Below are 22,404 nucleotides of genomic sequence, written 5' to 3' on the forward strand. Positions count from 1 at the left end.
GTCACAGAGCATCCGGTCTACTCGACGATTTTCAACTGTGGCGTCTGCGCCTCGTTCTTGTTCAGAATGGCCTGATAGGGGTCGCTGCTGCTTAGCATCATGTCCACGGCGCGGCGCAACAATTGCCGACGTCCGCGCCGGGAATAAAAGCCGCCCGGAACCTGGCTGGTTTCCAGCAGGAATTGCCGATAGCTGCGATATGCTTCGACATCAGGCGAGTCAGGGTCAGCAAAAAAAGCAGCGATCGACTGCTGCGATACGAAGTCGGTCTTGTCATAAACCGAACGCCCGAAAATCCGCAGCGGAATACCCCGCCACAAGACCTGCTGCCCCGCAGTGGAGTTCACGGTGACGGCCGAATTTGCCTCATCCAGCAAACTTGCCAGTTTGCCGCCGGGGACATAGTGAACACGGTTCTGTACTCCGTGTTTCCTGGCTATCTCCATGGCACGCAGGTGCAATGGTTCACGGTGGTTTTCCAGAGGGTGCTCTTTCACGACCAGTCTGTGGTGCGTCGGTGCGCCTTGCGCGAATCCGGCAATGACCAGCTCCAGAAAATCGGACATACAGGAGAAACGGGAATGGGCCTGAACCGAACTGTCATGCCCGAGTTGCAGCAGCACGAGGTGATATGGGAAGCCCCCCCATCTGACACGCGCCGTCGCAACGCTGCGTTGCAGGCGATGAACAGGCATCAACATCAGACGTTTGAAATACAATCTGAACTCCTGCGAAACCGACAGATCACGATGGCGCCTGAAATTGCGGTATCTCCGGTTCAGAAACATCACGAACCAATGATAGAGGGCGCCGTAGAAAATATGTTGCCGCATGTCCCCCCAATGTGACGGAGGCGGAGGTGCCTTGCTGTCCGACTGGGCCAGAGCCTGCCGCATCTGGTCCACATCCAATGACATGAGACGCGAGTGCCCGTTTGATCCATCCCGCTCGTACGTGACCCACCAAGGCCGCAGATAACCTTCTTCGAAAACGTGAATGGTAAGCCCGTGCGACTTGGCGATCTCAACCGCCCGGGCATGGACAGGTCTTGTGTCGCCATAAAGAACGATATCCGTGACCGCCTTGTCGGCAATCAATCTGTTCAGTGTTTTGGGCCAATCGCCGGGCTGGTTCTGAAATGCGATGAAACATGCTTTGTCAAACCAGAAAGCCTGATCGCCCGCATTGAACCCAACCCGCCAGACTTGCGCCCCCGTGGCGCGTAACATCTGCCCGAGCGCCGAGAAAAACGGTCCATGAGGCCCCTGAAGGAACAGGAAGACCCGATCATCTGAGCCTGAAGGCGTTTGCGGCATCTGGACTGCTCTTTTGGTTTTGTTGCTGAAACTATGCCTGTTTGGGCGTTGTACGGCAAGGTGGGGCTTGCCCGGGACGCCCATTGGGCTTACCTCGACGGTGAAAGTCAGACACAAGGTAGGAACTGAGGGTTAACGGAATGTTCACAGGGATCGTCACCGACATCGGAACTGTCACCGAGCTGGAACAGCAAGGAGATCTGCGCGCCCGGATCAGGACAGCCTATGACACGGCCAGTATCGATATCGGTGCCTCGATCGCCAGTGATGGCGTGTGCCTGACAGTGATCGCGCTGGGCGACGATTGGTATGATGTTCAGATCAGCGCCGAGACGGTTTCGAAGACCAACCTTGATACATGGGCCGTCGGCAAGCGTGTCAATCTGGAGCGAGCGCTGAAAGTGGGTGATGAACTGGGCGGTCACATTGTTTCGGGCCATGTGGATGGCGTGGCCAAAGTGGTCGCGGTCGAGGATGAAGGCGACAGCACACGTGTCACCTTGCGCGCACCGAAGGAACTGGCCCGGTTCATAGCGCCCAAAGGGTCGGTTGCGCTGAACGGGACATCGCTGACGGTCAATGACGTGAGTGATTGCGAGTTTGGCATCAATTTCATCCCTCACACCAAAGAAGTCACAACCTGGGGCGATGTGGGCGTAGGCGATCACGTCAATCTTGAGATCGATACGCTGGCCCGGTACGTCGCGCGTCTGGCCGAGATGTCCTGATACGTCGCGTCGGAAAGCACCTGCGCCGTTTGTGGACTGGTCTTTGCGCCCTCAGTGGTCTATTCCGCCGAGCAAACCTGCCATGTGAAAGGCTGCCCCATGAGCTTTGAAACCCCCGGACCGGTCGAGGCCCAGTTGCGCGACGCGATCAGCCCGATCGAGGATATCATCGAAGAGGCGCGTGCAGGCCGGATGTACATTCTGGTCGATCATGAAGATCGTGAGAACGAGGGCGATCTGGTGATCCCCGCCGAGTTTGCAGATGCCGAGGCGATCAACTTCATGGCTACCCACGGGCGCGGTCTGATCTGTTTGCCGATGACGGCGGAACGGATAGATGCGCTGGGACTGCCGATGATGGCCGTGAACAACTCGTCCCGGCACGAGACCGCCTTTACGGTATCGATTGAGGCGCGCGAAGGTGTCAGCACCGGGATTTCAGCCGCCGACCGGGCGCTGACCGTGGCGACCGCAATCAACGAACAGAACACGATGGCGCATATCGCCACCCCGGGGCATGTCTTCCCGTTGCGGGCAAAGCGGGGCGGGGTGCTGGTGCGCGCTGGCCATACTGAGGCCGCCGTGGATATCTCGCGCCTTGCAGGGCTTAATCCGTCAGGAGTGATCTGCGAGATCATGAATGCAGACGGAACCATGGCGCGCCTGCCGGATCTGGTCGAGATCGCCAAAGAGCACAATATGAAAATCGGCACGATCAGCGATCTGATCAGCTACCGGTCGCGCAACGACAATCTGGTTGTCGAGACCTCGCGTGAAACAGTCACCTCGGAATACGGTGGTGAGTGGGAAATGCGGATTTTCACCGATCAGACCCACGGCATTGAACATGTTGTCATGATCAAGGGTGACATCACCACGCCAGAGCCTGTTCTGACGCGTACACACGCCCTGCACGAAGCACCTGATATCCTGGGTCTTGGTCCGAAGTCTTCCCGCGAGTTGCCGCGCGCTATGGAAAAAATTGCCGAGGAGGGACGTGGTGTGGTCTGCCTGTTCCGCCAGCCTCGCAACTCACTGTATGCGGTCGAGGATGAAGGTCCGCGCACCATCAAGCAAACCGGTCTGGGGGCACAGATCCTGTCCAAGATGGGTATTCAGGAACTGGTGCTTCTGACCGACTCTCCTGAAACGGTGTATCTGGGGCTCGACGCGTTTGGCTTGTCCATCGTCGGCACCCGCTCGATTCTGAAGGAAGACTGAACATGGCTGAACAAGACAAACACGGGATTCTGCCGACACCCAGTTTCGACAAACCGGTGAAACTACTGATCGTGGCGGCCCCGTTCTACCGCTCGATTGCCGACAACCTGATCGCGGGTGCCACGGCTGAAATCGAAGCGGCTGGCGGGACCTGTGAAGTGGTCGAAGTTCCCGGCGCGCTGGAAATTCCCACAGCCATCGCCATGGCCGACCGACAGTGTAATTTTGACGGCTATGTCGCGTTGGGCTGCGTCATTCGCGGTGAGACCACGCATTACGAAACCGTCTGCAACGATTCCAGCCGGGCCATTCAATTGATGGGCCTGCAGGGGTTGTGCATCGGCAACGGCATATTGACTGTCGAGAATGACGAACAGGCCGAAGTGCGCGCCAACCCCGAAAAGATGAATAAAGGGGGCGGCGCGGCCGCTGCGGCCTTGCATCTGATTGCGCTCAGCCGTAAGTGGGGCTCTTCCAAAAAGGGCGTCGGCTTCAAGCCGCCGTCCGAGTCCATCCTAGTGGCGGGCGACAACAACGGACCCACGACAGCATGACCAAGACAGACGCGCCGAAACCGGCCAACCAGAAACGCCTTAAGAAATCCGCCGCCCGGCTTTATGCCGTGCAGGCGCTGTTCCAGATGGAGCAGTCCGGGCAGACGACTGAAGCCGTCGTAAACGAGTTTCTGGATCATCGGTTTGGCGCGGTCTACGAGGGCGACGAGATGCTTGAGGGCGACAGCGCGCTGTTCCGCATGCTGGTGGATGACGCCGTGAACTATCAGGCCCCAATCGACCAGATGACCGACCGTGCGCTGGTGGCCAAGTGGCCGATTTCGCGCATCGACCCGACCCTGCGCGCGCTGTTCCGCGCGGCGGGTGCGGAACTGACTCAAAGCGACACACCGCCCAAGGTGGTGATCACCGAGTTTGTCGATGTGGCGCGTGCCTTTTTCCCTGAAGGTAAAGAACCTAAATTCGTCAATGCCGTGCTGGATCACATGGCGCGCGAGGCTCAGCCCGAGGCGTTCTGACACGTTTACCTGAACCTGACATGCGCTAAAATGAATGTCACAGCGCAAGGAGGTTCGCCATGCCCAAACTGATCCGCCTGTATATCACGCAAGTCGCTTGGGGTTTTGTCATTTCTGCCGTGTTTGTCGGGGCGCTATTGGCGCTGAACGTCGCGAACCTTCGGCATCTGATCACCGGTTCGGAAATCGGCCTGATTGCGCTGGTAATGATCTGGTTCATGAACGGTATCGTTTTTGCGGGTGTTCAGTTCGCTTACAAGATCATGAGCTTGGCCGAAAAGCCGCAGGGGCCACGTCGGGGAACGCCGGTCGTGCACAGCTTTGAACCTGCAACGGTCAAGAAGGAAGTTCGCGCAGGGCGCTGATAAATCGGGTAAAGTGCGGCGGGACCACCAATCAACCGTGCGGTTTGATTCCCGAGGACCTGTATGTACAGGTGGGCGCCAGGTAATCAGGCCAGGACCTGAACAGAGCCAGCCCCCTCGGAATTGCTTAAGGCCACCAGAATGCTACCTGTCACAAGAAGGGCAGAACCCGCCAAGCGCTTAAGTAGGGCGTCTGACGGGTTCACACAAGGGGTCATGCATCAACAGTTTCGTGCAATGCAACACGCATCTTGCCAAAATGTTCATCCCAGCCTTTATCCAGGGCCAGGATCAGGTCAAATGCGTCGGCACCTTGTGGCAGACCTTCATGCAGCAGATCCAGGCGTGTTCCACCTGCCACAGGTTCCAAAGTCCACTTCACCGTGCTTATGGCGTCGCCCATGGGTTTCACTGTGAAAGTGTATTCCAAATACCTGGGAGGATTGGCGACACGGACCTCTCCCCAGATCAACAAGTCGCCGCTTGTTGTGCCGAACATCTCAAGCTTCTGACCTTCCGTCAACGTTTTTTTAGGTTTGTGGAACCATTCTGCAAGGTGGTCAGGTTCCGTCAGATAAGCCCAAACGGTTTCCGGTTCCGCCCTCAGGAAAATCGATTTCTTCAGTACGGCATCAGTCATTTTGTTTCCTTTCAATAGCTTCTTTTAGTGAGTTCAGGCGATCGTCCCAGAACCGGTCGAAGTATCTGAGCCAGTCGAGCACGGGGGCCATCCCCTGTGGTTCAAGTCGATTGATGCGTTCCCGCCCGCGCACTTCGACAGTGATCAGTCCGCCGTCGGACAACACGGTGAGGTGCTTTTTGACTGCAGCCCGGGTCATATCGAACCGATCGGTCAACTGCCCGATCGTCATGTCCCGAGACGAAAGCAGTTGTATGATGTCCCGGCGGGTGGGGTCGGCCAGGGCACGAAACGCGTTTTGAGTTTGGTTTTCCATTAGCAACCTCGCAAGGGATACCATTTGGTATTACATTATTGCGATACCGAAGGGTATCATGTCAAGGAGCAATGTCACTTTACTTTTGTTCACTTATTGTTCACATTTTCATACATGACTTTGGATCTGCAACCTGGACAGAAACTGGCGCGCGGTGTCGCGCGGCATCTTGCGGCGCATGGGTTTGTTTCCGTGGAGGAATTTGTCCCGACACGTGGCCTGCGCGTCGATGTGATGGGGTTGGGTCCCAAGGGGGAGCTGTGGCTGATCGAGTGCAAATCCAGCCGTGCCGATTATCAGTCGGATGCGAAATGGCAGGGCTATTTGGAATGGTGTGACCGATTCTTCTGGGCCGTCGACACAGAGTTTCCAACCGATCTGTTGCCTGACGAAACAGGCCTGATCATTGCTGACGCGTATGATGCGGAAATCGTACGTATGGCGCCCGAGGACAAAATTGCCCCGGCGCGGCGCAAGAAGATGATCCAGAAGTTTGCAACGGATGCCGCGCGACGCCTGCATGCGCTACGGGATCCCAGACTGTAAGATCAGCCTTTGACGGCGAGGGCGGCTTGTATCGCGGCGCGAATTTCGTCGGCGATTTCTTCTGCTTCTTCCGGGTCAAAATCCATCGGTATTTCGATGCCGTCAGCTTCGATGAACAGGCGGACCATACCCTGATCGGTCGGACCGATTTGCAGGTTTGCCTGAATGTCGCGTTCGGTATTGATGCCCATCTGTGCCTCCGAGACTGAGCGTTCCTGCTAGCGCGCACGGGGTTGAGAATCAAGTCACCTTTGCGGTCAGATGAGACATGGAAGACGCCGTTCTCAGATCCTTTCGCCCCGATGACGCCGCGTGGCTGGTTGAGCAGCACGGTCTGCTTTATGCCCGGGACGAAGGGTTTGATGACAGCTTTGCCCCCTTGGTGGCCAGCATCCTTGATGATTTCATCGAAAATAGTGACCCTGAGCTTGAAAGAGGCTGGATCGCGGAACGGGAAGGGCAGCGTCTGGGCAGTGTTTTCTGCGTTGCTGTTGACCGAAGTATCGCCAAGCTGCGCTTGTTCCTACTTGTCCCGGAAGCACGAGGGCTAGGACTGGGAAAGCGGCTCTTACATACGTGTACTGCTTTCGCACGCGAGGCAGGATACCGGGAAATGGTCCTGTGGACACACGAAAGCCATACCGCCGCATGCGCTCTGTACAAGGCGTCTGGCTGGGAGTTGATGGACAGCAAAGCGGTGCATTCCTTTGGTGTCGATCTTGTCGAACAAAGCTGGAAATTTCGGTTTTAATCCTCTTGCATTCCGCGGGCGTGTTCGGTACATCGCCCCTCACGAGTGCCGCCTTAGCTCAGTTGGTTAGAGCGCTGGATTGTGGATCCAGAGGTCCCCTGTTCAAGCCAGGGAGGCGGTACCACTTCCCTCCTGAATGTGCTGAAAAAAGCGTGCGGGTGCGCGTTGACTGTCGTTGATTTGGCTTTGCTTCCGGACGTGGTCGGCGCGCCGGGAATTAGCGCGCCAGATTCAGTTTGAACCGCATCTTGGCCTGCCTTGCGACCGGCAGGTGCCGGTTCAAGCGCTTGTTGATCAGGCCAAAGACCCCGACGATCACCAGTGTCAGCAGGATGAAATAGAACGCCAGAATCGGGTATGGGATGAACGGGTTGAACGTCTTGTCGGCAAAATAACTGGCGTAGTACAAGGCGTCTCCACGTTGCTGCCAAGCTGGGAAAGCTGAAAAGAAGACCAGCGTTGTTGCGTGGAAGAGAAAGATTGCTTCGTTTGTGTAAGCAGGCCATGCAAGCCGCAACATGGTGGGCCAGACGATCCGGCGGAAACGCGCCCAACCGGACATGCCATAGGCATCCGCAGCTTCAATATCGCCTTTGGGAATGGATCGCAGCGCGCCATAGAAAATCTCGCCCGTATAAGCCGCGGTGTTCAGGAACAGAACGATCAGCGCGCCCAGCCAGGCCGCGGTAAAGGCGTCGAACATCGGGTTAGATTTCTTCAGCGACAGGAACAGGAAATAGGCGAAAAAAAACTGGATAAACAAAGGCGAACCGCGGAACAGGAAGATAAACCATTCCGAAGGTTTGCGGAGCCATTTGTTGCTGGATGCCTTACCTACTGCGAGGGCGGTGGCCAGGAAGAACCCGGTCGCCAGAGCCATGATCCCGAAATAGACATTCCAGATCATGCCCGACCCGATCAGTGTGAATTGCTCACACAGGGTGAAGTCAGTCTTGGGCAGCAGACGCTCGCCAATACCGAGGGACCGCAGGCCATAATCTTGGATTGTCTGCAAGCAGCTCATGCCGTGGTCTCCTTGCGCAGAAGCTCGCCGCCTGATGTGGCCTGTCCGTGGGACAGCCTCCGCATCAGCTTCTCCAGCCCAAGTTCAGACACACGTGTCATGCCGAGGTAGAAGACAAGCAGGAACAGGAAGTACCACATGCGCCAGTCGCCATGCGGATACTGGGTAAATTTGGAGGTCTTGGTGCCACCTAGCTCGCGGGCCCAATAGACGATGTCTTCAATACCCAGCAGGAACAGCAGCGGTGTGGCTTTGATAAGGACCATCCAAAGGTTCGACAAGCCAGGCAGGGCGTAGACCCACATCTGCGGCACAAGGATGCGCCAGAACGTCTGGCGACGGGACATGCCATAGGCCTCGGCGGTTTCAAGCTGTGCGTGGGGAACCGCGCGCATTCCACCAAAAAGAACGTTCGCGGCAAACGCGCCGAAAACGATTGAGAAAGTAATAACAGCCAGGAAAAAACCATAGGTTTCATGCATCCATTCCGGTGCGGTCCCCAATGGCAGCTTGGCCGCCTGACAGACGATAAAATCATTCCCCTGACGGATGGGGTCGGTCCATTCAGGGCACAGGATCTTATGCCGCGTCCATTCGAACGCCTGGTCCAAGGCTATCACGAAAAACAGGAAGAAGGCGATATCCGGAACACCGCGCACAATGGCAATATATCCATTACCCAGCCAGCTGAGGGGTGGGAAATGTGATCGGGCGGCCATTGCGCCCATAAAGCCAAACGCCAACGCGACCGGCGCGGTCACCGCCAGCAATCCCAGCACCTTTAGGAATGACAGGTAGAAGGACCAGTGAACACCGTTGGTCAGGTAGCAAGAGAACCAACGGAATGTTCCGAGCGTGTCAGGGTCAGCGCAATAGGAAAACATGAAGCGTCTTTCGAACGTCGTACCCGGGTATTCCACCAGGCAGGGTTCGGCGCGATGGACGCGCCGAACCGCTTGATACGGATTAGTTTGTAACGACCGAACCGTCAGCGTTGTAGGTCGGAACGCCTTCGCCGAACCACTTGGTGATCAGTTCGTTCAACGACCCGTCCGCTTTCATCGAAGTGATCGCCTCGTCGAACTTACCGCGCAGTTCGCCATCCGATTCACGGATGCCCAGTCCGATGCCACCGCCCAGCGGGACGTCATCGCCTACGAAGACCAGCTCTCCGGCGGATTCTTCTACGATCGGCACCAGGAAATCCTTGTCGGCAAACACGGCATCGGCTTCGCCGTTACGGACGGCAGCGATGGTTTCTTCCGGAGTTGCAAACTCGACCAGAGTCGCGCCCGATTCAGCCACGTGGCCAGCCTGAATGGTCGCAGTCTGTGCGGCAACGACGCCGGTGGTGACATCAACACCGTCCGATGCACCGACATAGGCCGAAGCCGCAGGCGGGAAATAGTTCTGGGTGAAGTCGATAACTTCGTCACGCTCGTCGGTGATCGACATGCCCGCGATGATGGTGTCGTAGTTGCCCGAGACCAGGTTCGGAATGATCGAATCCCAGTCGTTCTTGACCCACTCGCACTCCAGGTTCGCGCGCTTGCACAGTTCGTCGCCGACTTCACGCTCGAAACCGTCGATTTCGCCGGCATCGTTGATGAAGTTGTACGGAGGGTAGGCGCCCTCGGTCCCCATGCGGACCGTGTCGGCCATGGCGATACCGGCGGTCAGTGCCAGTGCGGCAGTGGACAGAATCAGGTTTTTCATTGGTTACTCCCCAGTTTGGTTCTGTTTTGAAGTTAAGCCGCCTGAGTGGCGGAGAGAAAGCCCCGAAGCCTTTCGGATTCGGGTGACGTAAAGATATCTTCCGGCGTGCCTTCTTCTTCGATCAGGCCTTGGTGCAGGAACACCACGTGGCTTGAGATGTCGGCGGCCATTTTCATGTCATGCGTCACGATGATCATGGTGCGCCCTTCAGCGGCCAAGTCCTTAATTACCTTAATGACTTCCTGTTCCAGCTCGGGATCCAGTGCCGATGTGGGCTCATCGAACAACAGGGCCTCGGGTTCCATGCACAGGCCGCGGGCGATGGCGGCACGTTGTTGTTGTCCGCCGGATAGCTGAGCGGGGTAGACATCGCATTTGTCGCCGATGCCTACTTTCTCAAGGTATTTGCGGGCGCTGTCTTCAACCTCGGCCTTGTCACGCCCCAAAACAGTGACCGGAGCTTCCATCACATTTTGGAGAATGGTTAAATGAGCCCAAAGGTTGAACTGCTGGAACACCATGGACAGGTTCGTGCGGATACGCAGAACCTGCTTGGGATCTGCTGGGCGGCGCCCATGGCTTTGCCCGGTCCACTTGACCGGCTCACCCTTGAAAAGGATTTCGCCCTGTTGGCTGTCTTCCAGAAGGTTGCAGCACCGCAGAAGTGTCGACTTCCCCGAGCCGGACGACCCGATCAGCGAAACCACGTCACCGCGATGTGCCGTGATATCCACCCCCTTCAACACCTCTAGATTTCCGAAGCTTTTGTGAAGGTCTTTGATTTCGATGACGGGATCAGTTTCTGTCACGGGCAGTCCAGTGGTTGGTGGCGTTGGTCCGGTACTAGGGCCGAAAAAAAAGGTCAATGCAATGCGCAAATGACAGAATCAGGCGGAGAAACACCCAAATTGGTCAAAATCAGTCAACAATTTGGGCAGTCGTTGATCTGCCATCTTTGGGGGAAGGCGGAGTGGGAACAGCAAGATAGTGGACTGCGGGAATGTCGATCAACCCGCGAATATGCAGCAATCGTTGATCGTCGTCACAAAGCTGGTCAATTGCGGCCCGAACTGCGCCTGCAATGACCTGCGGATTCCGACCCATCGATGTGATGTAGGGAAGGGTCGGAGTCGGTGACGTCCTTGCCAGTTCGCGCAGTTTGGTCCCCAGATTGGTGTGCTGTTGCAGCATCAGCCACGTCAGTATGTCCAGCGCGGCAAAGTCGGCTTTGCCGTCTTCGACGGCTTGGGCGGACAGTGCATGCCCACCGGTTTCCAAAAGTTCGGCGGGGCTCAGGTTTGCATGGGACATGTGTGTAATCGGGGCTGCCCAGCCGGATTGGGACAAGCATTCGTTATACGCGAACACGCCGGTGCTCAGACCCGCCAGATCCCGGGCGTCGTCATGCCGGGCCACAAAGACCGAGCAATAGTATCCGGGGGGGCACCCGGGAAGGCCATAATCCGGAGTGCCAACCAGTTGGACATCGCCATGCAATTGGGTTCGGTACGGCATGCCACAGGTTTGGGCCAGAACTAGGTTCGGGTCTCGCCAGACCTCCCACACATCTTTGTCGCGGGTAAGGTGTTCGGGGCCTGATTCCAGTTGCGCGCGAATCATTCCCCAGAACCGGTCATTGGCTGCTTGCAGCGCGGGCATGTCATACATGCCCAGCATTGCACTCACGACTTAGCAGCCTTTTGACGTGCCAAAGCGGAGTCCACATCACTGACGCCCAGAAGACTGACAACCAGACGCAGCAGCGAATCTTCCTCGCTTGTGCGGTGCCCATCGGCCAGAGCCACGGACCACAGCGCCTGAACGACCGCCAAGCGGTCTTCATAGGCAACCGCCTCTTTGATGGCTCGGGTAAAGCGGACGGTGTCCGGGGCTTCCGCCTCCAGATTTTCGGCACGTGCGCGCAGGGCAGCACTTTCGAACGGAGACAGGCCGAAACGTTGCGCCGAGATTCGGTCTATCCGAGCCATTTCGGTATCGGAATAGTCATTGTCGGACCGCGCCAGACGCACCAGCAGGGCCGTCAGGGCGAGGCGGGCGTCATCATCGACAAGCGGATCGGGCTGAGGCTGCGTGAGCCTGGAAAGAAATTCACTGAACATGTGTTAGATATAGCGAGCGCCTAACTCACATCCAAGCGACTTTGAACGCGTTCACGTGCGGCCTTACTGTCGTTGAAGCTCAAGCCCATGGCGACGCGGGCTTCCTCGACAATTTTCATTTCACCTTCGTCGGACGTTCCGTCGGCCAGAACGACTTCCCAAAGTGCATCCAGCGCGGCCAGACGCTCTTTCAAGTCCGTTGTTTCCCGGATCAGTTTACCGAATGTATCAGTTTCAGGCGCAGCCGCATGGAGCTTTTCGCACGTGGCGCGCACCTTGGCCGCTTCGATTGCATTATGCTGGTAGAGACGGGCCAGGATTTTGTCGATCAGGCTGATCTCTTCCAGCTTGTAATCCCGATCGGCTTGCGCCACACGCACCATGAGCGCGCCCAGAGCAAGTTCGGCATCCGGGTCCGGTAGATGTTCATGCTGAGGCGGTCTGAACGCCTGAAAGAGCTTTTTCAACATGGCTACAAGTTATTCCATATTTTGTGGCAGGCCAAGCGTAGACTACCCGTCATAGCCCTGAATGATCACAAGATCGCCCATCGACACCGGGGCGCGCAGAGCTTTGGCTTTCTGGTATGCTTCGCTTTCGTAACAGGCAAGCGCATCTTCATAGCTGGGAAATTCTATTACAATGGTTCGCGCGCGCGCCGCTCCTTCCTTCACTTCACGTTTTCCACCCCGCGTCAGAAAGCGTGCACCATAAGCTGCAAAGGGTTCCGCATTTGTAGCGATGTATGTCTTGTATGTGTCCATGTCGTCCACATCGACATGTGCGACCCAACAGCCTTTCAACAGGCTTGCCTCCTGTTCAGTTTCAAAGGCAGGGTGATGAGAAATGCCGCCAATTGCAATCCCGCAACCTCAGGATGATCAGGTGCGGTAGTGGATAGCGGCGTGCGCCTGATCTGTTAACCATTTGATCATCTGGCGATAAGGAACCGGACCATAGCTGACGCGCGCAACCCCCAGTTCAGCCAGGCGTGGTGTGCCGGGGGTGCCGGGCAGGGCGATGATGTTGACGGGCAGATTTGACCTCTCGCACAGATGGCCGATCATTATCTCGTCTTTCAACCCCGGAGCAAAAAAACCGCTGGCCCCCGCTGCTCCATAGGCCGAAGCACGTGCAATGGCGTCGTCCAGCATGGCCTCATCATGTGTTTCTGCCGGAGACTTCAGGAAAATATCGGTTCTCGCGTTGACATAGGCAGCTATACCCGCGCTTTCGCAGGCCTCTCGCATGGCCTCGACGCGCTTGGCCTGAACCGCTGTATCGTACAGCCCGTCACTGCCGATGATCTGATCTTCGAAATTGAAACCAACCACGCCGCAATCCAGCGCACGCTTGACGTTTTGCGCGATACCTTGCGGGTCTTCGGCATACGCCCCTTCGAAATCCAGTGTCACCGGAAGATCAACCGCTGCAACGATGCGGCGCGCATTGTCCAAAGCGACCTCTAGCGGGATGTTCTGCCCATCGCCAAAACCTTGTGCCATGGCAACAGGTGCGCTGCCGGTAGCAATGGCTTGCGCGCCTGCATCCCGCACCGCGCTTGCACTTCCAGCATCCCAGATGTTGAACAGAATGACGGGGTCGCCCTTTTTGTGAAGGCTGGTAAAGGTCTTCGCGCTTTGGGATTGTTCGCTCATCGGGGCTCTCCTGTCGTGGTGTGATCAACAGTTAACCCCATGCGGGCAGACCGAGTAGAGGTTTTTTGCACTGAAACGTCACATTGAAGTGACGGAAACCGCATCGCTCAGACCATGATAAAGTGGTTTGAGCGATGCTGGCGTTTGGGCAAGCGATCGTAGGTGCTTCAGGCGTCGTTTGCCACACCGGATACGAATTTTGCGCTGAAGTTGGCTTCACCCAGGCGTTTCAGCAGGTTCAACTGTGTATCTAACCAGTCTTTATGACCTTCTTCTTCCAACAAGATGCGTTCGAACAGGGTCCTTGATCCTACATCCCCGACCTCGGCGGCCTGCAGCGCGGCGTTGGTATAGAAGTCGACCGCCTCGGTTTCATCCTTCAGGTCCGCAGCGAACATGTCTTCCAGAGAAGCCGCAGCTGCAGGGCTTTTCTGGAACGCAAGTTCGGGTACGCCACCAAGGAACAGGATACGCTCAATGAACGCGTCGGAGTGGCCCAGTTCTTCCTGCATTTCAGCGCGCATTTTTTCCGCAAGGATATCAAGGCCCCAGTCCTCCAGCACATGGGCATGCAGCTGATACTGGTGCGCCGCCGTCAGCTCCATGTGAAGCGCTTGTTGAAGGTTGGTAATCGTTGTTGCGTTGCTCATCGGAAATCTCCTGAAACTCTGAACGGCATCGAACGTGTGAAGCAGAAATTCTGCTTACACACACAGTTAAGAGATCAGTCCACACAAAACAACGCGGGGTGACAGTCCGACACAGCCCGGTGTCAGACCAGGCGCGAAGTGTCTTTCGCAGCGCGTACAAAATCGCGGAAGAGGGGATGCGGGTCGAACGGTTTGGATTTCAATTCCGGATGGTACTGCACGCCGATGAACCATGGGTGATCCGACCATTCCACGATCTCTGGCAAGCGACCGTCCGGCGACATGCCCGAGAAATTGAGCCCCGCCTTTTCAAGCTGCTCACGGTACTTGATGTCCACCTCATAACGGTGACGGTGGCGCTCCTCGATCTGTGTGCCGCCATAAACCTCAGCGACTTTCGATCCCTCCGCCAGCACCGCGTTGTAGGCGCCCAGGCGCATGGTGCCGCCCTTGTCGTCGCCGACCTTGCGTTCGACCTTGTGGTTGCCCTGCACCCATTCCTTCAGATGGTACACGACAGGCTCAAAACGCTTCTTGCCGGCTTCGTGGTCGAATTCCTCTGAACCCGCTTCCTTGATACCAGCGGCATTCCGAGCGGCTTCGATCACGGCCATCTGCATACCCAGGCAGATGCCCAGATAGGGGACCTGGTGTTCGCGCGCATATTGGGCTGCCTTAATTTTTCCTTCTGTGCCGCGCTCACCAAAGCCTCCGGGGACGAGGATGGCGTGGAAACCTTCAAGATATGGTGCGACGTCTTCGTTATCGAACACCTCGGCATCGACCCACTCGACCTTGACCTTGACCCGATTTGCCATGCCGCCATGAGTCAACGCTTCGGCAATCGACTTATAGGCGTCTTCAAGCTGAGTATACTTGCCCACGATGGCAACTTTCACCTCGCCCTCGGCGTTGTGTATGCGGTCGCTGACATCTTCCCATTTGGCCAGATCGGGTTTGGGTGCAGGGCTGATCTGGAACGCGTCCAAAACGGCCTGATCCAGACCTTCGCGGTGATAGGCCAGAGGGGCGTCATAGATGGTGCTCAGATCCTGCGCTGCGATCACACTGTCGGGGCGCACATTACAGAACAGGGCAAGTTTTTCGCGTTCCTTGGTCGGGATCGGCCCTTCCGAGCGGCAGACAAGAATGTCAGGTGCCAGACCGATCGAGCGCAGTTCCTTAACCGAGTGCTGTGTCGGCTTGGTTTTCAGCTCACCGGAAGCCTTGATATAGGGCAGCAGTGTCAGGTGCATGAAAATGCACTGACCGCGCGGCTTGTCCTGACTGAACTGACGGATGGCTTCGAAGAACGGCAGGCCCTCGATATCACCCACGGTGCCGCCGATCTCACAGAGCATGAAATCGACCTCGTCCTCGCCGATGGCGATGAAATCCTTGATCTCGTTGGTGACGTGCGGGATCACCTGGATGGTCTTGCCCAAGTAGTCGCCGCGGCGTTCCTTTTCGAGCACGTTGGAATAGATCCGGCCCGAGCTGACCGAGTCGGTCTTGCGCGCGGCCACGCCGGTGAAACGTTCGTAATGGCCCAGATCCAGATCGGTTTCGGCCCCGTCGTCGGTGACGAAAACCTCACCATGTTCGAACGGCGACATCGTGCCGGGATCGACGTTCAGATAGGGGTCCAGCTTACGCAGGCGTACCGAGTATCCCCGGGCCTGCAACAAGGCGCCCAACGCCGCCGAAGCCAGTCCCTTGCCCAAAGACGAAACCACACCACCGGTGATGAAAATAAAACGCGCCATGTTTTTCGGCTGCTCCCGTGAGACGTCAAAATCAGCTGCCCGACGGTTTACGAAAAACCGCTGCATCACGGGACTTCACGTATAAAGGATTCGCGCCCAAAGCGCAAGAGAACCGCAAGATGCTGTTGCAGTTCTCTTTTGAGTTTCTAAGTGTAGTGGCTTAGTCCGCTTGCGGGATCAGCGGTGCATTGTCGTCCTGTGCAGGCGGCAGAAGGTCATCCGCCGCCGGAACCGCCGGTGTGCTTTCCTCAGTCGAAGCCGGAGCGCCCAAACGGTCGATCACCGAGCTGCCCGAAGACTTCTGAGCCGCCAGAATGGTCAATGTTATCGAGGTTACGATAAAGCAAGCGGCGAGGATCCAGGTCAGTTTGCCCAAAGCGGTCGCTGCTGCACGGCCTGTCATGGCGCCACCGCCACCACCACCCATGCCAAGGCCACCGCCTTCGGACCGCTGCAACAGAACAACGGCAATCAGGCCCAGAGCCAAAAGAAGGTGGATAATGAGAACGACGTTTTCCATGGTGGTCCTGTACAGCGTGGCGTGTATCGCGTGGTACTTATGCAAGTTTGCCAGCGGGGGCAAGTCAGGAGTTCGCATCACCGCACGTGATGCATGATATCACGGTAAAGGGGCTGGACAGAACGCCGATGCGTGACGCAGGCTGCGGCCTATGCCACATGACGACCACGACCACCCGCACGCCCTTTTGCCGCCTGAACCCGCATTGCGTGTCAAAGCGCTTGAAACGATTCTGACCCGCAAAGGTCTGATCGATCCAGCGGCTCTGGATGAAATCATCGACACCTATCAGAACAAGATTGGCCCGCAGAACGGCGCGCGGGTTGTTGCCAAAGCCTGGAGCGACCCAGCTTTCAAGGCCGCTCTGTTGGAAGACGCCACCCCGGTGGTCGCGGATCTCGGCTATTATGGTCGCCAGGGCGAACACATGGTTGTTGTCGAAAACACGCCGGCCCGGCACAACATGGTCGTCTGCACCTTGTGCAGTTGCTATCCTTGGCCTTTGCTGGGTATCCCGCCGGGCTGGTACAAATCTGATGCCTATCGAGCTCGTGCGGTGCGTGAGCCCCGCAAAGTACTGGCTGAATTCGGTGTCACCTTGGACGAGGGAACTTCCGTAAGGGTCTGGGATTCGACGGCCGAGGTTCGCTACCTCGTTCTGCCGATGCGTCCCGAAGGCACAGATGGGATGAGTGAGAAGGAACTTACTGCGCTTGTGACACGCGACAGTATGATCGGCACGGGCCTGCCGAAGGTCCTTTCATGACCCGCGTTCATGACATGGGAGGCCGGTTCGGAGATGGTCCGATAAGTCCCGAAGCCGAGAATGCACCGGTTTTTGCCGAAGACTGGAACGCACGGGCACTGGCAGTGACACTTGCATCCGGCTTTCTGGGGCAGTGGAACATCGACATATCTCGCCACGCACGCGAACGGCTGTCCCCGAAAGACTACACGCGGTTTTCGTACTATGAGAAGTGGATATCGGGCCTGGCTGACCTGCTGGTAGAACACGGCGTTCTTACCTTGGCCGACCTGCGGGGCGATGGGAATGACGTACCGAGTCCACTGGCAGATAGGAGGCTGAAAGCGGAAGCTGTTTCTGCTGCTTTGGCCAAAGGTGGGCCGGCGGACAGGCCCTCGAAGGTGTCGGTGCGGTTTTCTGTCGGGCAACAGGTTGTCACAAATCGCCCCGCAGCAAATCGGCTTGTAGATGGCGGCCATACGCGCCTGCCGATCTATGCGTCTGGTGCCAAGGGCCGAGTCCTGCGCCTGCACGGAACCCATGTCCTGCCTGATTCCAACGCTCACGGGCTGGGCGAAGCGCCTGAACCGATTTATGCCGTGGCATTCCCGGCATCGGAGCTTTGGGCCAACCCTGAACACCCCGATGACGAAGTCGTATTGGACCTCTGGCAAAGCTACCTGGAGCCGGCATGAACGATTGCATCACCCACAGCGCACCCGATCCCGTCTTTGCCGAGCCCTGGCACGCTCAGGTATTCGCTGTCACCGTGGCGTTGAACGAGGCCGGTCGGTTCGAATGGCCCGACTGGGCCACCCGGTTTTCGAATACGTTGAAGCGCCACGGACTCTCTCGAGAACTGGATGGAGGTGACGATTACTTCAAAGCATGGCTGGAAACGCTTGAGGGGTTGTTGGCCGAGCAGGGCACTGCGCCGCAGCAGGATGTAAAAGAGTTATGTCAATTCTGGGAAGAAGCATATCTGACGACACCTCATGGGCAACCGGTGCATTTGCGTTGATGTCGGGTAGGGGGTTCTGCCCCGCCGCCCGTTCCGAGAGGCTCCCCGGGATATTTTTTGCCAGATGAAGCCGGGGATCCGCTTTTCATCTGGCTATAAATATCCCCGCCTGAGGCATCGCGCGTGCGCGCGATTTTCATCTGCGGCGAAATATCGGTTTCCCTGCCGTTTGCGCCCCGCTATATGAGCCGGGTTTGATAACTCAGCGCAAAAGGACCGGATATGGCCAACGTGGTTGTTGTCGGCGCCCAGTGGGGTGACGAAGGAAAAGGCAAGATCGTCGACTGGCTCAGCGAACGGGCGGACGTGATCGCGCGTTTTCAGGGCGGACATAACGCCGGTCACACGCTGGTGATCGATGGAGAAGTCTACAAACTGCATGCGCTGCCTTCCGGTGTCGTGCGCGGTGGCAAGCTGAGCGTCATCGGCAACGGCGTCGTGCTGGATCCCTGGCACTTGCTTAAGGAAATTGCGACCATCCGGGCGCAGGGTGTGGAGATCACCCCCGATACGTTGATGATTGCCGAGAACACCCCGCTGATCCTGCCGATTCACGGTGAGCTGGATCGGGCGCGTGAAGAAGCGGCAAGCAAAGGCACCAAAATCGGCACTACAGGTCGTGGGATTGGACCGGCTTATGAAGACAAGGTCGGGCGCCGTTCCGTGCGTGTCGCCGATCTGGCGGATGAAGCCACGCTCGAGGCACGGGTGGACCGCGCTTTGCAGCACCATGACCCGCTGCGCAAAGGTCTGGGAATCGAACTGGTCGACCGCGACGCGCTGATTGCCCAATTGAAAGAGATCGCGCAGAGCATTCTGCCTTTTGCTGCTCCGGTCTGGAAAGTTCTGAACGAAAAGCGCAAAGCCGGAAAACGCATCCTGTTCGAAGGGGCGCAAGGGGCGCTGCTGGACATCGATTTCGGCACCTATCCATTCGTGACCTCGTCCAACGTGATCGCAGGTCAGGCCGCGACAGGGGTCGGGATTGGACCGGGATCGATCGATTTTGTGCTGGGGATTGTAAAAGCCTACACCACCCGTGTCGGCGAAGGCCCATTCCCGACGGAACTTGAGGATGCGGATGGTCAGCGCCTGGGTGAACGTGGGCATGAATTCGGGACAACAACAGGTCGCAAACGCCGTTGCGGATGGTTCGACGCGTGCCTGGTCCGTCAGACCTGTGCGACCAGTGGCGTGAACGGTATCTCTTTGACAAAACTGGACGTTCTGGATGGGTTCGAAACTCTGAAGATCTGTACAGGGTATGAGCTAGACGGTGAACGCATGGACTATCTGCCGACAGCGGCTGACCAGCAGGCCCGTTGCACACCGATCTACGAAGAAATGCCGGGTTGGAGCGAATCGACCGAAGGCGCGCGCAGCTGGGCTGATTTGCCGGCCAATGCGATCAAGTATGTGCGCCGGGTCGAAGAGCTGATCGAATGCCCTGTGGCCCTTCTGTCCACCAGCCCGGAGCGGGACGACACCATTCTGGTGACCGACCCGTTTGCTGATTGATGAAGAAAGAGCAGAAAACAGGTCTGAGTTACAAGGCGCGCCGGCGCTGGTCGTTGGTTATTCTTGTGATCGGCCTGCCACTTTACATTGTGGCGGTGGTGACGGTTTTGAACTGGCTGGAGCGCCCCCCGATATGGGTGGAACTTCTGGTCTATATCGTTCTGGGCATTCTTTGGGCCCTGCCGTTCAAGTTCGTTTTTCGCGGGGTTGGCAAAGAAGACCCGGATCAATCCTGAGCCTCGTTTGATGTGTGCACATGGTTGGGCCAGTTGAGCACTGCGCGTGCAAACGCGTGGTACTCGCCTGTGATTTCTTTGGCCATACTAAACGGTGTCGGCCACGGAGTGGTCAGGGTAGCCTCGACCTGACCCGGTACAAGGGTCAGCTTGGCGTTGTGCCTGGCGGCCAAGCGCCGCATTTTTTGGTTTGCCGCAAGGCAAAGCATGTGAACTTCTCTGATCCCTCGATTTTGGGCGACCGTAATGAGGCGTGACAGCAATGCATCGCCGATGCCCCGATCCTGCCAGGCCTTCTCTACGGTAAAGGCTACTTCGGCAACGTGGTGTTTGTGGTCAGGTATCAGGCGCAATTCTCCTAGACCACGCAGGCAAGGATCCGGGAATGCTCCGAAAACGAATGCTGCACCAGCAAACATGTTGGAAAGGTAGTCTTGCAATCCCTGCGGCTGAACAGGCACTCCAAAGCGCGACAACAATATCTCTTCATCCAACTTGTTGAAATGGTGTTTGATTAAGGCCTGATCGCACTTCCGAAGTCGGCGGATTATGACATCTTGCATAGCGCTGCCCATGTCTGAAATGGATATCATGACGAAATTACTATCGTATGATCATACCATATTTCTGCACTGCAGCGTCACCCGTTGGGTGGTATTATTTAAAAAATTACTCAGTTTCGGTATTTTTGGTTGTCGGCAAAAGAAAAAGGGCCGGTGGGGCAGCCGGCCCTGTTTGTCAACTGGTATGGCAGTTAGCCTACTGCGCGCTTATCATCAGGGCGGAAACCGATCAGGTTGGACGCAGCAAAACGGCCACCACCGGCTTTCTCGATTTTTCCGTCGCGCAACAGCTGTCCGAACGAACGCAGGCTTTCTTCGCGATTGAACTCATCCTGCTTCAAAGAGCGGACCTTGTTCATCAGTTGCGGGCGCGAGAATTGCTGCTGTCCTTCGATAAAGGACAGGTAGGCCGCAGCTGCTTCCAGCAGATCCTGAAGCGACTGTGCGCCCTGATCCTGTGCGAATTGCGCAAAACCGCCTTCTTCCGACTCGGTTTCTTCTGTCTGAGTGGTGACGCGGCGCGGCATCACGGGGCCATTGGATTCGCTTTGATCGTCCACGCGCTGCTCGGCAACCAGCTTCAACGGGGCCGGAGTATCTGCTTCAGGGCGTATACTGGTCACGTTTACCTCGGGGCGGCGCGGGCTGACCGCTGACGCGAGGTCAACGCGGTACTCATCGACAGGCGAGGCGTCCGGAGTCGTTTGGTCATCACGGTCGGCCTCGGTTGCGGCAACGGCAGTACGAAGATGCGAATAAGTTTCTCGCGCGTCGCTGCTGGAGGGATCCTCCATGTGTTCACCGGTTTTGGCCATCAGTCGCGAGATATCCTGATCAGGATCGGCGTCATCAGTCAGTTTCTGGCTGGAACGACCTGCCATGTCTTTTTCGATTTCCGAAATCTCAGACAACAGTCGATATTCGTCCTCTTCCGACAATACACCCTGCACACCCTGCGCCTGATTGTCCTGCGGCTCTTCACCTGGTTCTTCTTCGGACTCGATCGCCACGTCTTCAACGTTGAGGATGTTTGGAACATCTTCTTCGTCGAATTCCTCTTCGCTATCGTCTTCAAGATCCGAGAACAGGGGCTCTGCAGGAAGCTGTGCGGTTTCCGTTGTTTCTTCGAAATTCTCGTCCTGCAGGTGCTCGGGGGTCAGTGGCACTTGCTGTTCGGAAACGTTCTCGATACCCGATTCTGCGGTTTCGATGTCCTGCTTTTCAGCTGTTGCGGGCGCTTCATCGGCCTGTACGTCTTCTACATCGAGCGCTTGCAGATCCTCGATTTCCGCGGCCTCGGGCTCGGCAGGTTCTTCAAAGTCTTCCGAACTGAGAGCACCGGCTTCGAAAGCAGCTGCTACGGCGTCCACCGGCGGGGCGGTGTTGGCCAGCAACGAAGACTCCTCGTCTTCGGAATAGGCAGTAGGGGGGACGTCCGAATGGGAAACAACGGCTCGGATACGCTGCAGTTTCGCTGCGATGCTGTCGGCTGCCGGAGAAGGGGTGTCTTCGACGGTTTCCGCGTCCGCGAAAGAGGTCTGTGCCGGGCTTGGTTGAGTATATTCGGGACCGGGGGTTTTCATGATATCAATATCAGCCGTGTGCGGGGCCGGTGCGTCAGAAGCGATCGGTGCCGGGGCTTCGGTGCCTGATGAAGCACGCAGCAAAAGCCCGGATTCGTTTTGACTGGCTTCAACGCGTTGCGATGCATCGCGGCGTGCAATGCGGGTCAGCATTTCGGCGTCTGGTTGCGGAGGCTCCGAGCCGAAGTAACGATCATCCGCAGCGAGATCGCGGAAATATTCGGCAATGGCCTTCATCGTTTCAAAGGAATCGTCGAATCCTTCCAAAGTGCAGGAGAAGGTTCCATATGAAACGGTTAATACCTTGTTATTCTGTACCATCAGACGCACGTCCTTTACAAACTACAAGAGCCCACTTACCCGGAATC

30 protein-coding genes and 1 tRNA gene are annotated in these 22,404 nt (G+C 57.0%); 13 read left to right on the forward strand and 18 right to left on the reverse strand.

What is annotated here, in order from left to right; all coding sequences use genetic code 11:
• Positions 1–17: 17 nt before the first annotated feature.
• Entirely contained in the window at positions 18–1,316 is a 1,299-nt protein-coding gene (locus AC2FLP_RS17560; RefSeq protein WP_299895942.1) for a capsule polysaccharide biogenesis protein, read from the reverse strand.
• Between the two features lie 140 nt (positions 1,317–1,456).
• On the opposite strand from AC2FLP_RS17560, the gene AC2FLP_RS17565 reads away from it, so the two are divergent.
• The 5 genes from AC2FLP_RS17565 to AC2FLP_RS17585 all read left to right on the forward strand — a co-directional run bounded on the left by AC2FLP_RS17565 (position 1,457) and on the right by AC2FLP_RS17585 (position 4,663).
• Entirely contained in the window at positions 1,457–2,044 is a 588-nt protein-coding gene (locus AC2FLP_RS17565; protein WP_117869411.1) for a riboflavin synthase, read from the forward strand.
• Between the two features lie 99 nt (positions 2,045–2,143).
• Positions 2,144–3,265, forward strand: coding sequence for a 3,4-dihydroxy-2-butanone-4-phosphate synthase (gene ribB / locus AC2FLP_RS17570; RefSeq protein ID WP_117869410.1), 1,122 nt, complete (start codon positions 2,144–2,146; stop codon positions 3,263–3,265).
• Positions 3,266–3,267: 2 nt separating this feature from the next.
• Complete coding sequence (locus tag AC2FLP_RS17575; protein WP_299636648.1) at positions 3,268–3,819, forward strand: 6,7-dimethyl-8-ribityllumazine synthase; 552 nt, start codon at positions 3,268–3,270, stop codon at positions 3,817–3,819.
• Positions 3,816–4,298 carry a transcription antitermination factor NusB gene (gene nusB, locus AC2FLP_RS17580; protein ID WP_299895947.1) on the forward strand — a complete coding sequence of 161 codons (483 nt, stop codon included), beginning with the start codon at positions 3,816–3,818 and terminating at the stop codon, positions 4,296–4,298. Before AC2FLP_RS17575 ends, nusB begins: the two co-directional genes overlap by 4 nt.
• 59 nt (positions 4,299–4,357) lie before the next feature.
• A complete protein-coding gene (locus AC2FLP_RS17585) occupies positions 4,358–4,663 on the forward strand; it encodes a hypothetical protein (RefSeq protein ID WP_299895950.1) in 306 nt (101 codons plus the stop codon).
• 214 nt (positions 4,664–4,877) lie between these two features.
• On the opposite strand, the gene AC2FLP_RS17590 is transcribed toward AC2FLP_RS17585, so the two are convergent.
• On the reverse strand, positions 4,878–5,303 hold the full coding sequence (locus tag AC2FLP_RS17590; RefSeq protein WP_496685215.1) for an SRPBCC family protein: 426 nt from the start codon (positions 5,301–5,303) through the stop codon (positions 4,878–4,880).
• Positions 5,296–5,619 carry an ArsR/SmtB family transcription factor gene (locus AC2FLP_RS17595; protein ID WP_117869405.1) on the reverse strand — a complete coding sequence of 108 codons (324 nt, stop codon included), beginning with the start codon at positions 5,617–5,619 and terminating at the stop codon, positions 5,296–5,298. Before AC2FLP_RS17595 ends, AC2FLP_RS17590 begins: the two co-directional genes overlap by 8 nt.
• 114 nt (positions 5,620–5,733) lie before the next feature.
• Here AC2FLP_RS17595 and AC2FLP_RS17600 point away from each other — a divergent pair, with 114 nt between their 5' ends.
• Positions 5,734–6,165: an MmcB family DNA repair protein gene (locus tag AC2FLP_RS17600; protein WP_117869404.1), complete on the forward strand. Its 432-nt coding sequence runs from the start codon at positions 5,734–5,736 to the stop codon at positions 6,163–6,165.
• 2 nt (positions 6,166–6,167) lie between these two features.
• Here the strand turns inward: AC2FLP_RS17600 and AC2FLP_RS17605 are convergent, their stop codons facing one another.
• Positions 6,168–6,356, reverse strand: coding sequence for a DUF6324 family protein (locus tag AC2FLP_RS17605; RefSeq protein ID WP_117869403.1), 189 nt, complete (start codon positions 6,354–6,356; stop codon positions 6,168–6,170).
• A 77-nt stretch (positions 6,357–6,433) separates the two neighbouring features.
• Here AC2FLP_RS17605 and AC2FLP_RS17610 point away from each other — a divergent pair, with 77 nt between their 5' ends.
• Together AC2FLP_RS17610 and AC2FLP_RS17615 are read left to right on the forward strand one after the other, a co-directional pair.
• On the forward strand, positions 6,434–6,916 hold the full coding sequence (locus AC2FLP_RS17610; protein WP_496685219.1) for a GNAT family N-acetyltransferase: 483 nt from the start codon (positions 6,434–6,436) through the stop codon (positions 6,914–6,916).
• A gap of 47 nt (positions 6,917–6,963) precedes the next feature.
• Positions 6,964–7,040, forward strand: a tRNA-His gene (locus AC2FLP_RS17615).
• Between the two features lie 93 nt (positions 7,041–7,133).
• Here AC2FLP_RS17615 and AC2FLP_RS17620 read toward each other — a convergent pair.
• The 12 genes from AC2FLP_RS17620 to secG all read right to left on the reverse strand — a co-directional run bounded on the left by AC2FLP_RS17620 (position 7,134) and on the right by secG (position 16,370).
• The gene (locus AC2FLP_RS17620) at positions 7,134–7,940 is read right to left on the reverse strand and encodes an ABC transporter permease (protein WP_496674983.1); all 807 of its coding nucleotides are present in this window, start codon (positions 7,938–7,940) and stop codon (positions 7,134–7,136) included.
• Positions 7,937–8,824 carry an ABC transporter permease gene (locus tag AC2FLP_RS17625; protein WP_117869400.1) on the reverse strand — a complete coding sequence of 296 codons (888 nt, stop codon included), beginning with the start codon at positions 8,822–8,824 and terminating at the stop codon, positions 7,937–7,939. The genes AC2FLP_RS17620 and AC2FLP_RS17625 overlap by 4 nt, the downstream gene beginning before the upstream one ends.
• An 82-nt stretch (positions 8,825–8,906) precedes the next feature.
• Complete coding sequence (locus AC2FLP_RS17630; RefSeq protein WP_117869399.1) at positions 8,907–9,656, reverse strand: transporter substrate-binding domain-containing protein; 750 nt, start codon at positions 9,654–9,656, stop codon at positions 8,907–8,909.
• Positions 9,657–9,688: 32 nt separating this feature from the next.
• On the reverse strand, positions 9,689–10,465 hold the full coding sequence (locus AC2FLP_RS17635; protein ID WP_117869398.1) for an ABC transporter ATP-binding protein: 777 nt from the start codon (positions 10,463–10,465) through the stop codon (positions 9,689–9,691).
• 109 nt (positions 10,466–10,574) lie between these two features.
• A complete protein-coding gene (locus AC2FLP_RS17640) occupies positions 10,575–11,333 on the reverse strand; it encodes a phosphate/phosphite/phosphonate ABC transporter substrate-binding protein (RefSeq protein ID WP_366140753.1) in 759 nt (252 codons plus the stop codon).
• Positions 11,334–11,338: 5 nt separating this feature from the next.
• Positions 11,339–11,776, reverse strand: a complete 438-nt coding sequence (locus AC2FLP_RS17645; protein ID WP_117869396.1) for a tellurite resistance TerB family protein — start codon at positions 11,774–11,776, stop codon at positions 11,339–11,341.
• Between the two features lie 20 nt (positions 11,777–11,796).
• Positions 11,797–12,246, reverse strand: a complete 450-nt coding sequence (locus AC2FLP_RS17650; protein ID WP_299895970.1) for a tellurite resistance TerB family protein — start codon at positions 12,244–12,246, stop codon at positions 11,797–11,799.
• A gap of 42 nt (positions 12,247–12,288) precedes the next feature.
• Positions 12,289–12,582, reverse strand: a complete 294-nt coding sequence (locus AC2FLP_RS17655; protein WP_299897219.1) for a DUF1330 domain-containing protein — start codon at positions 12,580–12,582, stop codon at positions 12,289–12,291.
• A gap of 75 nt (positions 12,583–12,657) precedes the next feature.
• Positions 12,658–13,434, reverse strand: a complete 777-nt coding sequence (locus AC2FLP_RS17660) for an isocitrate lyase/PEP mutase family protein (protein WP_496685225.1) — start codon at positions 13,432–13,434, stop codon at positions 12,658–12,660.
• 167 nt (positions 13,435–13,601) lie between these two features.
• Positions 13,602–14,084 (reverse strand): bacterioferritin, encoded by a 483-nt coding sequence (locus AC2FLP_RS17665; protein WP_117869392.1) that lies wholly within the window; start codon positions 14,082–14,084, stop codon positions 13,602–13,604.
• Between the two features lie 122 nt (positions 14,085–14,206).
• Positions 14,207–15,850 (reverse strand): CTP synthase, encoded by a 1,644-nt coding sequence (pyrG, locus tag AC2FLP_RS17670; RefSeq protein ID WP_299895979.1) that lies wholly within the window; start codon positions 15,848–15,850, stop codon positions 14,207–14,209.
• A gap of 160 nt (positions 15,851–16,010) precedes the next feature.
• On the reverse strand, positions 16,011–16,370 hold the full coding sequence (gene secG, locus AC2FLP_RS17675; RefSeq protein WP_299895982.1) for a preprotein translocase subunit SecG: 360 nt from the start codon (positions 16,368–16,370) through the stop codon (positions 16,011–16,013).
• A 151-nt stretch (positions 16,371–16,521) separates the two neighbouring features.
• Between secG and nthA the strand changes: the two genes are divergently transcribed.
• The 5 genes from nthA (at position 16,522) to AC2FLP_RS17700 (ending at position 19,890) form a co-directional block, all read left to right on the forward strand.
• Positions 16,522–17,136, forward strand: coding sequence for a nitrile hydratase subunit alpha (gene nthA, locus AC2FLP_RS17680; protein WP_496685229.1), 615 nt, complete (start codon positions 16,522–16,524; stop codon positions 17,134–17,136).
• Positions 17,133–17,810, forward strand: coding sequence for a nitrile hydratase subunit beta (nthB, locus tag AC2FLP_RS17685; RefSeq protein ID WP_299895988.1), 678 nt, complete (start codon positions 17,133–17,135; stop codon positions 17,808–17,810). Before nthA ends, nthB begins: the two co-directional genes overlap by 4 nt.
• The gene (locus AC2FLP_RS17690; RefSeq protein WP_496685232.1) at positions 17,807–18,136 is read left to right on the forward strand and encodes a nitrile hydratase accessory protein; all 330 of its coding nucleotides are present in this window, start codon (positions 17,807–17,809) and stop codon (positions 18,134–18,136) included. Before nthB ends, AC2FLP_RS17690 begins: the two co-directional genes overlap by 4 nt.
• Positions 18,137–18,358: 222 nt before the next feature.
• A complete protein-coding gene (locus AC2FLP_RS17695) occupies positions 18,359–19,654 on the forward strand; it encodes an adenylosuccinate synthase (protein WP_117869387.1) in 1,296 nt (431 codons plus the stop codon).
• A complete protein-coding gene (locus tag AC2FLP_RS17700; RefSeq protein ID WP_299895997.1) occupies positions 19,654–19,890 on the forward strand; it encodes a DUF2842 domain-containing protein in 237 nt (78 codons plus the stop codon). Before AC2FLP_RS17695 ends, AC2FLP_RS17700 begins: the two co-directional genes overlap by 1 nt.
• Here AC2FLP_RS17700 and AC2FLP_RS17705 read toward each other — a convergent pair.
• Both AC2FLP_RS17705 and AC2FLP_RS17710 read right to left on the reverse strand, forming a co-directional pair.
• Positions 19,881–20,483: a GNAT family N-acetyltransferase gene (locus AC2FLP_RS17705; RefSeq protein ID WP_496685235.1), complete on the reverse strand. Its 603-nt coding sequence runs from the start codon at positions 20,481–20,483 to the stop codon at positions 19,881–19,883. The two genes, AC2FLP_RS17700 and AC2FLP_RS17705, sit on opposite strands and share 10 nt — an antisense overlap.
• Before the next feature lie 161 nt (positions 20,484–20,644).
• Positions 20,645–22,357 (reverse strand): hypothetical protein, encoded by a 1,713-nt coding sequence (locus AC2FLP_RS17710; RefSeq protein WP_117869384.1) that lies wholly within the window; start codon positions 22,355–22,357, stop codon positions 20,645–20,647.
• Between the last annotated feature and the right edge of the window lie 47 nt (positions 22,358–22,404).

The sequence above is a fragment of the Ruegeria sp. CDSA141 genome, assembly GCF_059612005.1.

What these genes read in the sequence shown, in the direction of transcription:
- AC2FLP_RS17560 (WP_299895942.1), bottom strand. Translation starts at nt 1,316, where the DNA reads ATGCCGCAAACGCCTTCAGGCTCAGATGATCGGGTCTTCCTGTTCCTT.
- AC2FLP_RS17565 (WP_117869411.1), top strand. Translation starts at nt 1,457, where the DNA reads ATGTTCACAGGGATCGTCACCGACATCGGAACTGTCACCGAGCTGGAA.
- ribB (WP_117869410.1), top strand. Translation starts at nt 2,144, where the DNA reads ATGAGCTTTGAAACCCCCGGACCGGTCGAGGCCCAGTTGCGCGACGCG.
- AC2FLP_RS17575 (WP_299636648.1), top strand. Translation starts at nt 3,268, where the DNA reads ATGGCTGAACAAGACAAACACGGGATTCTGCCGACACCCAGTTTCGAC.
- nusB (WP_299895947.1), top strand. Translation starts at nt 3,816, where the DNA reads ATGACCAAGACAGACGCGCCGAAACCGGCCAACCAGAAACGCCTTAAG.
- AC2FLP_RS17585 (WP_299895950.1), top strand. Translation starts at nt 4,358, where the DNA reads ATGCCCAAACTGATCCGCCTGTATATCACGCAAGTCGCTTGGGGTTTT.
- AC2FLP_RS17590 (WP_496685215.1), bottom strand. Translation starts at nt 5,303, where the DNA reads ATGACTGATGCCGTACTGAAGAAATCGATTTTCCTGAGGGCGGAACCG.
- AC2FLP_RS17595 (WP_117869405.1), bottom strand. Translation starts at nt 5,619, where the DNA reads ATGGAAAACCAAACTCAAAACGCGTTTCGTGCCCTGGCCGACCCCACC.
- AC2FLP_RS17600 (WP_117869404.1), top strand. Translation starts at nt 5,734, where the DNA reads ATGACTTTGGATCTGCAACCTGGACAGAAACTGGCGCGCGGTGTCGCG.
- AC2FLP_RS17605 (WP_117869403.1), bottom strand. Translation starts at nt 6,356, where the DNA reads ATGGGCATCAATACCGAACGCGACATTCAGGCAAACCTGCAAATCGGT.
- AC2FLP_RS17610 (WP_496685219.1), top strand. Translation starts at nt 6,434, where the DNA reads ATGGAAGACGCCGTTCTCAGATCCTTTCGCCCCGATGACGCCGCGTGG.
- AC2FLP_RS17620 (WP_496674983.1), bottom strand. Translation starts at nt 7,940, where the DNA reads ATGAGCTGCTTGCAGACAATCCAAGATTATGGCCTGCGGTCCCTCGGT.
- AC2FLP_RS17625 (WP_117869400.1), bottom strand. Translation starts at nt 8,824, where the DNA reads ATGTTTTCCTATTGCGCTGACCCTGACACGCTCGGAACATTCCGTTGG.
- AC2FLP_RS17630 (WP_117869399.1), bottom strand. Translation starts at nt 9,656, where the DNA reads ATGAAAAACCTGATTCTGTCCACTGCCGCACTGGCACTGACCGCCGGT.
- AC2FLP_RS17640 (WP_366140753.1), bottom strand. Translation starts at nt 11,333, where the DNA reads ATGCTGGGCATGTATGACATGCCCGCGCTGCAAGCAGCCAATGACCGG.
- AC2FLP_RS17645 (WP_117869396.1), bottom strand. Translation starts at nt 11,776, where the DNA reads ATGTTCAGTGAATTTCTTTCCAGGCTCACGCAGCCTCAGCCCGATCCG.
- AC2FLP_RS17650 (WP_299895970.1), bottom strand. Translation starts at nt 12,246, where the DNA reads ATGTTGAAAAAGCTCTTTCAGGCGTTCAGACCGCCTCAGCATGAACAT.
- AC2FLP_RS17660 (WP_496685225.1), bottom strand. Translation starts at nt 13,434, where the DNA reads ATGAGCGAACAATCCCAAAGCGCGAAGACCTTTACCAGCCTTCACAAA.
- AC2FLP_RS17665 (WP_117869392.1), bottom strand. Translation starts at nt 14,084, where the DNA reads ATGAGCAACGCAACAACGATTACCAACCTTCAACAAGCGCTTCACATG.
- pyrG (WP_299895979.1), bottom strand. Translation starts at nt 15,850, where the DNA reads ATGGCGCGTTTTATTTTCATCACCGGTGGTGTGGTTTCGTCTTTGGGC.
- secG (WP_299895982.1), bottom strand. Translation starts at nt 16,370, where the DNA reads ATGGAAAACGTCGTTCTCATTATCCACCTTCTTTTGGCTCTGGGCCTG.
- nthA (WP_496685229.1), top strand. Translation starts at nt 16,522, where the DNA reads ATGCCACATGACGACCACGACCACCCGCACGCCCTTTTGCCGCCTGAA.
- nthB (WP_299895988.1), top strand. Translation starts at nt 17,133, where the DNA reads ATGACCCGCGTTCATGACATGGGAGGCCGGTTCGGAGATGGTCCGATA.
- AC2FLP_RS17690 (WP_496685232.1), top strand. Translation starts at nt 17,807, where the DNA reads ATGAACGATTGCATCACCCACAGCGCACCCGATCCCGTCTTTGCCGAG.
- AC2FLP_RS17695 (WP_117869387.1), top strand. Translation starts at nt 18,359, where the DNA reads ATGGCCAACGTGGTTGTTGTCGGCGCCCAGTGGGGTGACGAAGGAAAA.
- AC2FLP_RS17700 (WP_299895997.1), top strand. Translation starts at nt 19,654, where the DNA reads ATGAAGAAAGAGCAGAAAACAGGTCTGAGTTACAAGGCGCGCCGGCGC.
- AC2FLP_RS17705 (WP_496685235.1), bottom strand. Translation starts at nt 20,483, where the DNA reads ATGATATCCATTTCAGACATGGGCAGCGCTATGCAAGATGTCATAATC.
- AC2FLP_RS17710 (WP_117869384.1), bottom strand. Translation starts at nt 22,357, where the DNA reads ATGGTACAGAATAACAAGGTATTAACCGTTTCATATGGAACCTTCTCC.